The 14,073-nt window shown below is 62.5% G+C and carries 13 protein-coding genes; 7 read left to right on the forward strand and 6 right to left on the reverse strand.

Going from position 1 to position 14,073, the window contains the following annotated elements; genetic code table 11:
* Window position 1: 1 nt before the first annotated feature.
* Window positions 2-760, reverse strand: a complete 759-nt coding sequence (locus JQ641_RS30755) for an SDR family oxidoreductase (protein ID WP_211999598.1) — start codon at window positions 758-760, stop codon at window positions 2-4.
* A gap of 169 nt (window positions 761-929) precedes the next feature.
* Window positions 930-1,265, reverse strand: coding sequence for a DUF1127 domain-containing protein (locus tag JQ641_RS30760; protein WP_211999600.1), 336 nt, complete (start codon window positions 1,263-1,265; stop codon window positions 930-932).
* 167 nt (window positions 1,266-1,432) lie between these two features.
* Between JQ641_RS30760 and JQ641_RS30765 the strand changes: the two genes are divergently transcribed.
* The 3 genes from JQ641_RS30765 to JQ641_RS30775 all read left to right on the forward strand — a co-directional run bounded on the left by JQ641_RS30765 (window position 1,433) and on the right by JQ641_RS30775 (window position 3,667).
* Window positions 1,433-2,437: a helix-turn-helix transcriptional regulator gene (locus tag JQ641_RS30765; RefSeq protein ID WP_211999602.1), complete on the forward strand. Its 1,005-nt coding sequence runs from the start codon at window positions 1,433-1,435 to the stop codon at window positions 2,435-2,437.
* Between the two features lie 106 nt (window positions 2,438-2,543).
* On the forward strand, window positions 2,544-3,221 hold the full coding sequence (locus JQ641_RS30770) for a helix-turn-helix domain-containing protein (protein WP_211999604.1): 678 nt from the start codon (window positions 2,544-2,546) through the stop codon (window positions 3,219-3,221).
* 2 nt (window positions 3,222-3,223) lie between these two features.
* Window positions 3,224-3,667: a cupin domain-containing protein gene (locus JQ641_RS30775; protein WP_211999606.1), complete on the forward strand. Its 444-nt coding sequence runs from the start codon at window positions 3,224-3,226 to the stop codon at window positions 3,665-3,667.
* Between the two features lie 113 nt (window positions 3,668-3,780).
* Here JQ641_RS30775 and JQ641_RS30780 read toward each other — a convergent pair whose 3' ends face one another.
* The gene (locus JQ641_RS30780) at window positions 3,781-4,941 is read right to left on the reverse strand and encodes an alpha/beta hydrolase family protein (RefSeq protein WP_211999608.1); all 1,161 of its coding nucleotides are present in this window, start codon (window positions 4,939-4,941) and stop codon (window positions 3,781-3,783) included.
* 244 nt (window positions 4,942-5,185) lie between these two features.
* On the opposite strand from JQ641_RS30780, the gene JQ641_RS30785 reads away from it, so the two are divergent.
* The 4 genes from JQ641_RS30785 (at window position 5,186) to JQ641_RS30800 (ending at window position 9,324) form a co-directional block, all read left to right on the forward strand.
* The gene (locus JQ641_RS30785; RefSeq protein WP_211999609.1) at window positions 5,186-5,788 is read left to right on the forward strand and encodes an isochorismatase family protein; all 603 of its coding nucleotides are present in this window, start codon (window positions 5,186-5,188) and stop codon (window positions 5,786-5,788) included.
* A gap of 127 nt (window positions 5,789-5,915) precedes the next feature.
* Entirely contained in the window at window positions 5,916-7,007 is a 1,092-nt protein-coding gene (locus tag JQ641_RS30790; RefSeq protein ID WP_349628647.1) for a patatin-like phospholipase family protein, read from the forward strand.
* 185 nt (window positions 7,008-7,192) lie between these two features.
* Entirely contained in the window at window positions 7,193-8,425 is a 1,233-nt protein-coding gene (locus tag JQ641_RS30795) for a rhodanese-like domain-containing protein (protein WP_211999610.1), read from the forward strand.
* A gap of 98 nt (window positions 8,426-8,523) precedes the next feature.
* Window positions 8,524-9,324, forward strand: coding sequence for an AMP nucleosidase (locus tag JQ641_RS30800; RefSeq protein WP_211999611.1), 801 nt, complete (start codon window positions 8,524-8,526; stop codon window positions 9,322-9,324).
* A 40-nt stretch (window positions 9,325-9,364) separates the two neighbouring features.
* On the opposite strand, the gene JQ641_RS30805 is transcribed toward JQ641_RS30800, so the two are convergent.
* From JQ641_RS30805 to JQ641_RS30815, 3 genes are all read right to left on the reverse strand, one after another.
* Window positions 9,365-10,708, reverse strand: a complete 1,344-nt coding sequence (locus JQ641_RS30805) for a DUF1186 domain-containing protein (RefSeq protein ID WP_211999612.1) — start codon at window positions 10,706-10,708, stop codon at window positions 9,365-9,367.
* Between the two features lie 143 nt (window positions 10,709-10,851).
* The gene (locus tag JQ641_RS38775) at window positions 10,852-12,555 is read right to left on the reverse strand and encodes a bifunctional protein-serine/threonine kinase/phosphatase (protein ID WP_349628648.1); all 1,704 of its coding nucleotides are present in this window, start codon (window positions 12,553-12,555) and stop codon (window positions 10,852-10,854) included.
* Window positions 12,556-12,691: 136 nt separating this feature from the next.
* On the reverse strand, window positions 12,692-13,951 hold the full coding sequence (locus JQ641_RS30815) for a nitrate/nitrite transporter (protein ID WP_211999613.1): 1,260 nt from the start codon (window positions 13,949-13,951) through the stop codon (window positions 12,692-12,694).
* Window positions 13,952-14,073: the final 122 nt, after the last annotated feature.

The raw sequence follows: 14,073 nt of genomic DNA on the forward strand, positions 1-14,073 counted from the left end.
CTTATGTCAGTCGAACGGAGATGCCGCCATCCACGATCATCGGGCTTCCCGTCATGAAGGTCGAGCGATCGGAAAGCAGGAAAAGGGCTGCCTGCGCCACCTCCTTTGCATTCGCCATTCGTTTCATTGGATGAAGATTTGCGATGAAATCCAAAGCGGCAGGATTTCCCTCTCCGCCGCTTGGCGTAATCGTGCCGCCCGGCAACAGTGAATTGACCCGGACGCCATCTGCGGCGTGGTCGGATGCCAGCGATTGCACCAGGCCGATCAACCCGGCTTTGGACGCCGCATAGGCCCCCATTCCCGGCATTCCCCCGTTGCTGAATCCGACAAAGGAAGACGTGAAGACAATCGAACCTTGCCCTCGCTTTTTCATGACCGGTATCTGCGCCTTCGCGGCCAGGAACGCGCTTGTCAGATTGACCAACACGACATCGTTCCAATTGGCGATTCCCATATCGGCGACCGGCCCCATCTCTCCCACGATGCCGGCATTATTGAATGCGCCATCCAACCCACCGAACTCCCTCATGGCGAGATCGACGAGAGCATTGGCGTAGTTTTCATCCCTTACATCGCCGGAAAGGAATACAGCCCTGCCATTGCCTTGATTGATTTGCCCGGCAAGCGTTTCCATCTCCGCCGATCGGCGCGCGCCAAGGACCACTTTGGCGCCCTCGGCTGCGAACAGCAAAGCCGCCGCTGCGCCTATCCCACTGCTTGCGCCAGTGACGATGATCGACTTGTTTTTCAGTTCCATGACGAGCGCTCCAGAAGGTTGTGTCAGGGCGCTCTAACAGTTGGGGACGCAGCGCAGCCACCCGTTTCCCGTCCTCAAAAAACCGGTGTCGGCGACATCGCAAGAGAAATGGATCGTGCCAAGCTGCCGATGAAACCAGCCCATCACGGATGAGCAAAGATTACGCTTATCAACTCCGCCAATCGCGAGGGGTCCGCCAGAACGACTGGCTTGCCTCGTAGTAGACGGTGCCGGGATCGAGGCCGACGTCGCGGAGCATTCGCTCGTCGAGGCTGGCGAGTTCGCGGCGCGCCATGCGGCGGCAATGCCACACGTGCAGCGTTGCGACGATCAATTCAAGGATCAGGCTCCAGCTTGAGCGCGGCGTCACCACCGCGTGAGCGGGGACCGCGGCTGCCGGCTCGTGCGTGGCCGGTGTCCGCGGGGTCGAGCGTTGCGCCGGTACCCGGTCCAGAAGTTTGGGCGTGATGATCGGCTGACGGCGTTCAGACACCAATGTCGACATGATCGTCTCCTGTTCTCTGTGTTGCGGCCATTCGAGGAAATATCGTCGTAATTTCAGTGTATTATTTAGTGTTTCGTCGACCCGTGACGGCGTCGGCGATTGCTGGTCTCATTATGCGCCGCCATACCTGACAGGATGTGTCAGGTATTTTCTGTTAGGCTGCGGAAATGCGCGCGAGCCGGCTGTTGTCGATCCTGTTGCTTCTGCAAGCCCGCGGCCGGATGACGGCCGAAGAGCTGGCGAGCGAGTTCGAGGTTTCGGTTCGCACCATCTATCGCGACGTCGATCAGCTCAGCGCCGCAGACGTGCCGATCTATGCGGATCGCGGCCCAAGCGGCGGATTTCAGTTGCTCGACGGCTACCGCACCAAGCTCACGGGCCTTTCGCCCGCCGAGGCCGAGACATTGTCGCTCGCCGGCCTGCCGGGACCCGCAGCGCAACTCGGGCTCGCCGACGTGCTCACGGCGGCCCAACTGAAATTGAGCGCGGCATTGCCCGAACGGTCGCGCGCCAATGCAGGCCGCGTCGCCGCACGCTTCCACCTCGATCCCGTTGGCTGGTTCCGCGGTGCCGATGACGCCAGGCTGCTGCCGGCAATCGCCAACGCGGTGTGGAACGAGAAATGCCTCGACGTGCACTATAAGCGCGCCGAGGGCGCGGTTGAGCGCCGGCTGCAGCCGCTCGGTCTCGTGCTCAAGGCGGGCATCTGGTATCTCGTCGCGCAGGTCGGCGATCAGCCGCGCACCTATCGCGTCTCCAATTTCATCGATCTCGCCGTGACCGAGGAGTCGTTCGAACGGCGGAAGAATTTTGACCTGGCGCGCTTCTGGGTCACCTCGTCACGCGCGTTCGAAACCAGCGTCTATCATTCCAACGCCACGCTGCGCGTGACGGCGCGCGGCCTCGCCAGGCTCGACGTGCTCGGCTCACGCGTCGCTCAGGCGGCGGCCGAGACGGCAACGCCTGTTGATGCCGACGGTTGGATTAGCGTCACGATCCCGATCGAGTCGGTTGAGCGGGCCGCGACCGGTCTGATCGCGCTCGGCGCCGACATCGAGGTCGTCGAACCCGCGGAACTGCGCGCGCGGCTGGTCGCAATGGTGCAGGAACTCGTCCGCCTCTACGCGCCGATGCGGCCGACGGAGCGTCGGCCGCGACAGCGCAAGCGCTGAAGGCCGCACTTCGCGCCGGGCCTGAGATGACCGCTGCTGGCAACTAAAATTGCTCGTGAAGCAATTTTTGTTGACGACAAGGCAAATTCGGGAAATGCTCCATGCCATGAAAATCCAGGACGAAGCCTTGGTCAGGCTGGGTGGTCGGATCCGCACGTTGCGGGAGGCGCGCGGCATGAAGCTGAAGCAATTGGCCGATGCCACCGGGCTCTCGGATGCGTTCGTGTCGCGTCTGGAACGGGGCCAGGTCTCAAGCTCTGTCGCCAACCTGATCCAGATTGCACAGGCGCTCGACATCGGCGTCAGTGAACTGTTCGCCGATCCGCCAGACCGGCTGCGCAGCGATATCACCGTGCATCGCCACGGCGACGGCGGCGAAGACCATGATATTCCGAGCACCGGCTATCGCTGGCGGCTGTTTGCCGGCGGCATGCCGAACGACGACATCGAGGTCTTTCATCTATCGTTCCCGCGCAAGAACCGGATGGATCTGATGGTGTCGCATCCGGGGCAGGAATATTGCTACGTGCTCTCAGGCCGCATCCGGTTTCATGTCGGCGCCGAAATCTTCGAGCTTGCAGCGGGCGAAGGCATTTTACTCAACTCCGAACTGCCGCACCGCGCCGACAATATCGGTGACGACGAAGCGCGGATATTGATGGTGGTTGCCAAATCCTCGCACGGCAAATCTTCCGAGCATTTCGACTGGTGGCGCGTGGCCGGTGCCGCGGCCCCGACAACATCCAGCACGCGAAAAACGACCAAAACCAGCCAGGGAGAATGACGATGCAACCAGCGGCCAGTTCAGCCGGCGGCAAGCATTTGCCGTACGAGGCCAAGCACATCGACGATTTCGAGTGGGAGACCATCCGCTGGCCGGGCGAAACCGGCAAGATGCTGTTTCACCCGCGGCCGGAACGGCCGACCGAACCGAACGCCGGAATTTTGCGGCTGGAGCCTGGCGCCCATCATCCGATTCACAACCACGATTTCGCGCAGGTCTGGTACATCCTGTCCGGCGAATTCAAGATCGACGACGTCATCTACACGCAGGGAACGATGATCTTTCATCCCGATCCGCATTTCGAAGGCAAGTTCGAAACGGCGACGGGTGGCGATATCCTGATCGTGCAATATCCGGGACCAACCACCGGCGGCAGACCCATTTATGCCGGGCGCTTCAACATGGAAAAGCGCCGCGATATCTCCGAGGAACGAACCGATCTCTGATCGCGGCTGATTGCAGCGGCGCGCGGAAGACGTGATCGTCGCGCGTGACGTCACATGCGCTGCGCGCGCCGCAAACTCAGGCGACGGTGTTGATGCCGCGATGGCGACGCCCCTCAGTTCGCCACGATATCGAAATTTTTCATCGCCGGATTGCAGGCCATCCTGGCCGCCCTCTCGCAGCTTTCCAAAGCGGATCTCTGCGCGGGTTCAAGCCCGCCGGTACTCGCGGAATAGCTCGGGACGCCGTTCGGCGCGCGGACCAGCACTTTGGGGGTGTAGAGCGAGAAATATCCTTCGAGCCACGGCCGGCGGGTCGCCGGCATATTGTATTTCCGCATCAAGGCATCGAGCTGCTGCGCGCTCCAGGTCGGCAGGTTCTGCGCGCGCAGGAACGGATCGAGCGCCGCCAGCCAATGCTGCCGCCCTGCCGGAAGCTCGAAGATGTTGTGACCGTCGGCCGGTTGCAGCGACGGAGCGATTTTCAAAGTGGCGACGCCGCCTTGCGCGACATAGGCCGCATGCACCTTGCGTGCGGCATCGGGCCCGAAATTGCCGTCGTTCTCCGAATAGACCCACAGTGTCGGCGTCCTTGTCTGGCTGCCGAAGGACGCCAGCGCCGCGATCGGCATGTCCTGCGGACAGGCGAGCTGTCCCTGGGCGTCGGTAATCCGCATGGCGCCGGCGAGATTCACGACCGCTTTCAGCCCCGGCGTATTGCGCGCCGCTAGCGCGAGCGCGGCGCCGCCTCCCACGGAGCCGCCGATCGCGATCACCTGCGTGGCATCGGCATCGCCGCGTCCGGCCACGACGCGCAACGCGCGTTCGAGATCATCGGCCTCCACCGAGAAGTAGCGGCGCAGGTCGGCATCATTGCATTTGGCATAGGCCGCATTGGCGGGCTGGCCCGTCGTCCCGCCCGACAGCCCGTAACCTCGCCGTACCACGGCGACAGCGAGATAGCCGCGATAGGCGAGGTCGCGGGCCTGCGGCGCCATCAACGGGGCGCGCATGTTCACGAGTTCGGACGGCAGCCGTGGCTTGCCATGCGTGAGCAAAGCGACCGGCAGCCGTCCTTTCGCGGCAGCCAACCGTACGATCAAGGTTTCCAGCCGGTAGTTTCCACCCGGCGCGCGAATATCGAGGAAGGTGATTTCTTCGAGCAGGGCCGGGTGGTCTGGTGGCGAGGCAGGTCCGGCTTGCGTCAGGCCGGGCGTGGAAGCCGCCATAAATGTCATCAGCACCACGGCTGCCACGATCGTCGAAACCGGTCTCATCGTCGAACCTCCGCAGGCGCGTTGCGCAGTGTGACCTGAAAATGCAGTCGCACATTCGGCCCGTGCCGATCGTGTCGCCGAATGATCAACCTCACTCAGGCCACATAGGACCGTGATCTATCTCACCTAGCCGACATGGAAGTATCACCGCGAATGAGTCGCGTTACGCGGGAGCGCCCTGATTGCGGCGTTCACGCGCGGCCCGTCTCTGGCCAAACGGCGGCGGACGAACTATCGTCGCGGCATGTCAGCCCCAAAGCGCGTCCACGCCGATCAGTGTTGCGGCGCGATCATCGATTATCAGGATTTCTTTTTGGCGCAGCTCGAGCCGCGCAACCGCTCTCGCCTGCGCAAGAACATGCGCAACTTCGCGCGCCTACTTGCGTATATGCGCATTCCGACGGTCGTCACGCTCGAGCGGCCAATTCACCGAAAAGGTGCGGTGCCGCAGGATATCAAGGCGCCGCTCGGCAGCGCTGCAAAGGTTTTCGAGAAGGATTTCTTCGACCTCACCAAGGAGAAGCCGATCCGGGCCCATCTGAAGCGGCTGAAGAAGACGCAAATCATCGTTGCGGGTTGCGAGACCGATGTGTGCGTCCTGCAATCCTGCCTCGGCCTTCTCGAAATGGGTTTTGAGGTTTTCGCGGTCGAGGAGCTGCTGTTTTCGTCGGCGCGCAATGTCGATGCTGCGTTGGTGAGGCTGAGGTCCGAGGGGGTGATCATCCTGTCCTACAAGACGCTGTTCTTCGAACTGGTCGAGGCCGTGGCAGGTGCTCCGCATGCCGAAAAAATGGTCGCGGCATTCGGCGAGTTTCCTTCCGATCTCCCGGAAGAAGCGGTGTCTTGACGTGGAGCGTCCCCGCGCGGTGCGGCTGTTTTACATCTATTGACCAGGGTCTGCTTGCGGATGCCGTCCTCGGGAGCCACATTTCTTCCTGACTGTTTGCGAACACCATTGAAACTGGAGTTCTGCGATGGAAGCGGCTTCGGGGCGCTATTCGGCAGCAATGCCTGAGGCAGGGGGCGCCGGCGACGGACCGGCACTCTCCAACCAGGTGAGGACGATCAATCTGGCCCTTCAGGGTGGCGGCGCCCATGGCGCCTTTACCTGGGGCGTGCTCGACCGGCTGCTCGACGAAAAGGACGTTGCCTTCGAGGGAGTGAGTGCGACCAGTGCCGGCGCGATGAATGCGGCGGTCTTTGCCTACGGGCTTTCCGTCGGCGGTCGCGAAGGGGCGCGCAAGGCGCTGACCGACTACTGGAAGCGTGTCAGTGACGCCGCGAGGTTGGGACCGTTGCAACCAAGCCCGATCGACCGGCTGCTGGGAAACCACAGGCTGACCTGGTCACCGGTCTTCTCGCTGCTCGGCTTCGTGACGCGCGTGCTGTCGCCCTATGAGTTCAACCCGTCGGACTATAACCCGTTGCGTGAAGTGGTTGAACAGTCGATCGATTTCGAGGTGCTGAGGCGTCCGGATTGTCCGGTCAAGCTGTTCCTGTCTGCGACCAACGTTCGCACCGGCAAGGTGAAGATCTTCTCGGGGACTGAAATTTCAGCTTCGGCCGTGATGGCTTCGGCATGTGTTCCGACCATGTTTCACGCCGTCGAAATCGACGGTGAGGCCTATTGGGACGGCGGCTACATGGGAAATCCGGCGCTGTTCCCGCTCATCTACAACTGCAAGAGCTCCGATATTGTCATCGTTCATATCAATCCGCTGTTCCGCAAGGATTTGCCGCGTGCGGCAGTCGACATCCTGAACCGCATCAATGAGATCAGTTTCAATTCATCGCTGATGCGGGAGATGCGGGCGGTCAGCTTCATCACCAGGCTGGTCAAGCAGAACCGTATCGTGGGCGGAGACATTCGGCAGATGTTCATCCATAGCATCGCCGACGATGAATTCATGGGGGCGCTCAGCCCGACCAGCAAATACAACGCCGATTGGGACTTTCTGGTTTTTCTTCGCGACCAGGGCCGGAAATGCGCGAACGACTGGCTGACGAACCATTTCGTCAAGCTCGGCGTCGAATCGTCCGTCAATATTGACGAAGTCTATCTCTAAGAGCGTTTTCCAGCGAAAGCCTGCCCCGGACTTGATCCGGGGTGGACACCGGTTCGCGTCAAGAGAACGCGTCAAATCAAGACTCCTGCATGGTGAAGGGTAGTGCGCCATTCGTTATTTGCTGGTGAATTACTGGCCGCATTGTGCGATGACGGCAGCAACGCCACCTCCAGACCCGCCCTGCCATGACCCAATCCACCGTCACACCCTCGCAAGTCCGCACCGCGCTTCTGCTGCGCGACGAAATCGCGTTGCTCGATCTGCGGCACGAGGCGGCTTTCGCCACCGGCCATCCGCTGTTTGCCGCCAACATGGCGGCCGGCCGCATCGTGCTCGAAGCCGAGATACGGCTGCCGCGCAAGGACGTGCCGGTCGTGGTTTATGACTCGGGCGAAGGCCTCATTACGCAGGCGGTCGATCAGTTCAAAACGCTGGGATACACCAACGTCCGCGCGCTCGAAGGCGGGCTGCAAGGCTGGCAGGCGGCGGGCTATGAGCTGTTTCAGGACGTCAACTCCTACGCCAAGGCGTTCGGCGAACTGGTGGAGCATCGCCGCCACACGCCGTCGCTGGCGGCGGAAGAGGTGGCAAGCCTGATTGCGCGCAAGGCCAATATCCGGATTCTCGACGTTCGCCGCTTCGATGAATACGCGACCATGAACATCCCGGGCTCGATCAGCGTGCCCGGGGGCGAACTGGTGCTGCGCGCCGGCGAGGCGGCGCCGGATCCGGAAACCACCATCATCGTCAATTGCGCCGGCCGCACCCGCTCGATCATCGGCACCCAGTCGCTGATCAATGCCGGCGTCGCCAACAAAGTGGTGGCGCTGCGCAACGGCACCATCGGCTGGACGTTGGCAAAGCAGGATCTCGAACACGGCTCTGGCCGTCGTGGTGCCATCGGCGCTTCCGAGAATGCAAAAGCCAATGCGCGCGATGTCGCGTATCGCGCCGGCGTGCGGCGTGTCGGCCCGGAAGAGACGCGGGCGCTTCAGGCGCAGACCAGCCGCACACTCTATCGTTTCGACGTCCGCGGCGCCGAGGAATATGCCGCCGGTCACCTCCCGGGCTTCCGCCATTATGCCGGTGGGCAGCTGGTGCAGGAGATCGACATGGCAGCGCCGGTGCGCGGCGCGCGGATTCTTCTGTCAGATAATCTCGGCGCCCGCGCCGACATGACCGCGTCCTGGCTCGCGCAGATGGGATGGGAAACCTACGTGCTCGATGGCGGCTATGACGGCGCGCTGGAAGTCGGCCCGCCCGTGGTCCTGCCAAAGCCCGATCCGTCGCACCGCTACCGGCGTCCCTATGAGGGCACCGATGTCTCGACCGCTGCAATGCAGGCCTACCTCGACTGGGAATATGGCCTGGTCGACCAGCTCCGGCGCGACGCCAGCCATGGCTTCTTCGTGATTTGAATGGCTACCTCGCAATTTGATGCCGAAGGCGGCGGCACGGTCGTTGTCGGCGTGATAGTCTTGGCTTTGTTGGGCGCCGCGAGGTGAGTCGAAGGGCAATGCGAGACAAAAAGGACATCGTGGAAAACTGGCTGCCGCGTTACACCGGCACACAGCTTTCCGAATTCGGGGACTATGTGCTCCTGACCAATTTCGACAATTACGTCGAATGGTTCGCCGCAGGGAACGGGGTTCCGGTCAACGGCATCGACCGGCCGATGCCCAACGCGACGGCCGACGGCATCACGCTGATCAACTTCGGCATGGGAAGCCCGAACGCCGCGACCGTGATGGATCTGCTCAGCGCCATCGCGCCAAAGGCCGTGTTGTTTCTCGGCAAGTGCGGCGGGTTGAAGCGCAAAAACCAGATCGGCGATTTGATTCTGCCGATCGCCGCCATCCGCGGCGAGGGGACGTCGAATGATTATCTGCCGCCGGAGGTTCCCGCGCTTCCTGCGTTCGAGTTGCAGCGCGCGGTGTCGACGATGATCCGCGATCTCGGTCGCGACTACTGGACCGGCACCGTATACACCACCAATCGCCGCGTCTGGGAACACGATGATCGCTTCAAGGAAATCCTGCGCCGCACGCGAAGCATGGCGATCGACATGGAGACGGCAACGATTTTCGCGGCAGGATTCGCCAACCATATTTCGACCGGCGCGCTGCTTCTCGTGTCCGATCAGCCGATGATCCCCGAGGGCGTCAAGACCGAAGCGTCGGACCGGACGGTGACCGAGAACTATGTCGAGATCCACATCAGGATCGGGATCGAGGCCCTGAAGCTGGTGCGCCGCCGGGGCCGCAGCGTCAAGCATCTGCGCTTCGAGGACGATTTCGACCGGGGGATCGAGACGTAAGGCAGGTAACGCTGCCCAAGCACGACCTACCCTACGAATATTATCCGGAGCGCAGCCAGCTTTCAGCCGTCAGCTTTTCAAGCTCGGAAAAATACCGGGCCGTGAAATCGCGGTCGGACTGCTGCTCGGGCCGCCGTGCCTGCGAACCCACGTCGCGCAGCTGCTCGTTGAGGTGAACGGCTAGGACCGAGGCGATCGCATGGATCGCGTCGTGACGATCGAGTCCCTCGGCGATCAGCCGCAGCAGGGTGCCGCGTACCGGCCATCGATCTCCTTCCGCGATCTGGTTTTCAACGACCACGTGCATGGCCGCATGCGCTGCTGCGCGCTCCACCTTGATACCCTTGCGCCGGTGGTAGCGTTCGACCACGTCAATACGCAGTTGCTCGTCGGTCGCGAGCCAGTCGTCCGGATCAGGATAGACCAGCGGATCGTAGTCTCGGATCCGGTCTGCGGTGCCGTCGAATTCATACACCTCGTCGATGTCGACAGGATCGCTGCTTGGCGCGATCTGCGGCGTTTCGGCTTTGCCGATACAGCACTTCTTGAATTTCTTGCCGCTGCCACAAGGGCAGGGGTCGTTGCGGCCGACATTGCGGAGCGGGTTGTGCGCCGGCGTTATCGGCCACGGATCGAGGCTCGGGTCGTCAGCGATCTGATCCTGATATTCCTGCGGATTGACCATCTCCCAGCCCGATAATTCCTCGATGACGTCGCCGAACGGCTCGTACTCCTTGCGCCGCCATGGCGGAAGCGGGCCGCCGGCGCAGGCCTCCTTCAAATCATCCTCGAAATCCTTCAAATCCTTCAGCATCGGGTCATTGAAGCCGAGCCGGAATATCTTGCGCACCAGGGGCTCGAGCTCGACCAGCCCCAGCACAGCGATCGTGCCCTGCCAGCCGTCCCACACGGCACACACATCCCGAGGCTGCAAATCGTCGAAGGCCGACCGCAAGAAATCGGCGACCGCAGCCCGGTCGAGTTCGCCGCGAAAAACGAGTATCACGAGGGCGTCGAGGGCACTCCAGCGCACGAACTCATCCGCCTTGGGATCTCGAATGATGTCGTAGATCGGACCTGGATCGCCATCGAAAACACTTGCCAGTACCTTGTGGCTGGTCGCAGTTGTGGCGTCGCCGAGAATCAATTCGACGTCCGGCCGGCGCAAAAAGCGCGCGATCGTGCGATACGCTGATTTCTCCCGCCACTGGCCAAGAAGATGGAACGCGATGAAGAGGCCATTCTCCTCGACGTCGCTTTTCGGCTCACATCTATCGATGGCGTCCAGCAGCAGCGGCGCCACGATCGTCCGATCGGCGGTTGCGGTGCGGATCGCCTCGGTCGGCAGGCCCTCGCCGGAACCCAGTTGCTCAAGGATCTGCACGGAACGGTCTCGCTTGTGTATCCAAACGTCAGGGCAAGTTTGCAGCCTCTTAAATTATAGCCATCAGGAATACCGGCAGTAAACGACGCATTGCCACTCGTCGGGGTTCGGACGCCAGTTCCGGCGGATGCCGTCGCTGAGCGTTAGCGCCACGCCAGAAGTATCGCGACCAGGATGACGAGGCTCGCCGACAATACTTTCCAGAACACCAGCGGGTTGCGCTCATAGAGCGCTCGCCGCTTTTCGGCGGCGGGTTTGGCCCACATCGCGCCGTTTTCCAGCTCGTGGGCAAATTCGATGACGTCGCCGAAGCGTTGGGTGGGGTCGACGGCGAGCGCCTTGCCGATCACAGCATCGAGCCAGGCCGGCAGATCGGGACGGTAACGCGACAGCGAAACCGGCTTGCCGAAGCGTGGCCGCGAAAACGGTTCGATCTCGCCATAAGGGTAAGCGATGCTGAACATTCGGTAGACGGTCACGCCGAGCGCATAGAGATCGGAAAATTCGTCACCCGCGCGGCCGCTGAAGAGTTCGGGCGCCATGTAACTCGCGGTGCCCGGAATGTCCTGCGCCGGGAAATCCTCGAGCAGCGGCACGCGGGCGACGCCGAGATCGACCAGCCGCAATCCGCCGGCCGCCAGCAGGATGACGTTGTCAGGCTTGATGTCGCGATGGATGATGCCCGCACGATGCAAGGTCGCGATCGCGCGTGACAGCTTGGTCGCGATCCCGATGCCTTCGGTCAGCGAGAGCTGCGGCGAGCGGTTCAGCCGCTGCTCGAGCGTTTCGCCCTCGTACAGCGGCATCACCGAATAGAGCCGCGTCTGGCGCCCGGCGGGAACCTCGATGATCTCGCCGATCCACAGGCTTCTGACGCGGGCCGCCACCCATGCTTCGCGCACAAAGGCGAGACGATATGAACCTTCGCTGGCGACGCGCGGGTGCGGAAATTTCAGCACCAGCTTGCGGTTCTGCCGCTTGTCGGTGGCGACGAACAGCCGGCTATAACGGCCGTCGGACAGCACCTCCTGCAGCACGAAATCGTCGATGGTCTCGCCGGACGACGGCAGTTCCAGGATGGGAAGGGTTTCGATGGCGTGGGTGAGTTCGTTGCGGTCGGCCGGCGGCAGGTCGATGACGTCGAGCACCAACGCGGTCATGTTGTCGCTGCTGCCGGCGGCCAGCGCCGTGTCCACCAGCTTGCGCGCGGTTTCCTCAGGCGAAGCGCGCTCGTCGAGCAGTACCTGCAGGCGGCCGTCGTCGAGGACGCCGTGAATGCCGTCGCTGCAGATCAGCAACCGGTCGTGTTGCCGCAGCCCGACCGCGGTATGGTCGACGCGCGCGAAATCCTCGAAGCCGATGGCACGGTTGAGCACGTGTGCGAGGTCGCCGCGTCCAGCGACGTGATCCTTGGTCAGCCGCTCCAGACGGCCTTCGCTCAAACGGTAGGCGCGCGTGTCGCCGATGTGAACGATGTGACAGGTGCGCCGCGACAGGATGATCGATGAGAACGCGCAGCTCATGCCGCTGAGCCTGGAATCGACGCGGCCCTGCGCATGGATCCAGCTGTTGGCGGCCTCCAGCGCCCGCGAGGCGATGCGCCGAACGCCCAGCGTTTCGGGAAGCGAATAATAGGCGTCGAGAAAACAACGCACGGTCAGTTCGGCGGCTTCCCGTCCGCCCTTGTGGCCTCCGACGCCATCCGCCACCGCGGCAACGATGTCGCGGTTGAATGTGCCGGTCTGACCGAGGCAGGCCGCGACGTAGTCTTCGTTGGTCGCCCGCTTGCCGGTCTCGCTGACGAAACCGACGCGAACCTGAAGATTCCTCTGCGATCCGATCGTCACGTCAGCGACCTGCCGAGCAGCACGGCGCGATGAGATTGACTCGAATCGTCATCGCGTTAGCTCCTTCTTTTTAAGCATGATTCTTACGGAAAACCGCGCCTCACTTTTCCGGATCATGCTCTGGAAGCGCGCGTCGTCAGACCCGCGCCCCCGAAACCGCGCCCCAAGTGGTGCGCCAGCGGACCTTGACCATGGCAAGTCCGATAAAGCCAAGCAATGCCAGCGCCCCGAAAAACAGGAAGCCGGCCCCGAAGCCGCCGGTTGCGGCCTTGGCGGTGCCGAGCGCCTGGGCCAGGAAAAAGCCGCCGACGCCTCCGGCGCAACCGACCAGGCCGGTCATCAGGCCGATGTCCTGCCGGAAGCGGAGCGGGATGAGTTGAAACACCGCGCCGTTTCCCATGCCGAGTGCCAGCGTGCCGATCGAGAACAGCAGCACCGACATCCATGCGATGCGCGGCATCTGCAGCAGCGACCAGCCCGCCGCTGATGGCGCCGCCGGTCCTTCCGGCATGAAGGCGATGACGAGATAAGCCGCGATGACAACCGCGAACAGCACCGACAGCGAGCGGATGCCGCCGATGCGGTCGGCAATCAGCCCGCCGACCGGGCGGAAGCCGGAGCCAAACGCGACGATCAGCGAGACCAGCAGACCTGCCGCGACGCCGGAGACGTGATACTGCACGGTGAAATACAGCGGCAGCGCGTTGGCGAGGCCGACGAAGCCGCCGAAAGTGATGAAGTAGAAGAACATGAACCAGCGGCTATCAGGGTCGCGCAGCAGCGTGGTATAGGCCTTCAGCGAGATCGGCTTGCGCTCGCCCGGCGCATCCTTGGCCGCAAAGACGTAGTATGCGAGCACCAGCACCATCGGAATCAGCAGGAAACCGAACACGGCCTGCCAGCCGAAATGCTCGGCGATCGTCGGTGCGAGCATCGTATCGATGACGACGCCCATATTGCCGGCGCCTGCGATGCCCATCACCACGCCCTGATATTGCGGCGGGTACCAGCGGCTCGCCTGCGGCAGGGCGACGGCAAAGGACGCGCCGCCAATGCCGAGCACCAGGCCGAAGATGATGATCGCAAGCTTGCTGTCGAGCCCGTACCGCCATACCCAGGCCGTTGCCGCGGTGACGATGAGCTGCGCGATAATGCCGGTTCGCTTGGCGCCGATGATGTCGGCCAGGATGCCCATCGGGACGCGCAGCAGCGCGCCGGCCAGAACCGGGATGGCCACGAGCGTAAACTTCTCGCTGACCGCAAGGTTCATGTCGTGCGCGATGTAGACCATCAGCGGGCCGAGCGCGACCCAGGCCATGAAACTGATGTCGAAGTAAAGAAACGCAGCCAGCAGCGTCGGCCAATGGCCAGCCTTCTTGAACTCAGCAAACTTCATTGCGACAGCCTCGCGATCATGCGGCCGAGCATGCGCACAGGTGCGGCAGGTCTCGGCACATCTGATGGAATGTGGTGAAAGCGAGAGCCGTACTCGTCATTGAGACGGTCTCGATTGGTTCT

This window comes from Bradyrhizobium sp. JYMT SZCCT0180 (genome assembly GCF_018130165.1).
Lineage (GTDB): Bacteria > Pseudomonadota > Alphaproteobacteria > Rhizobiales > Xanthobacteraceae > Bradyrhizobium.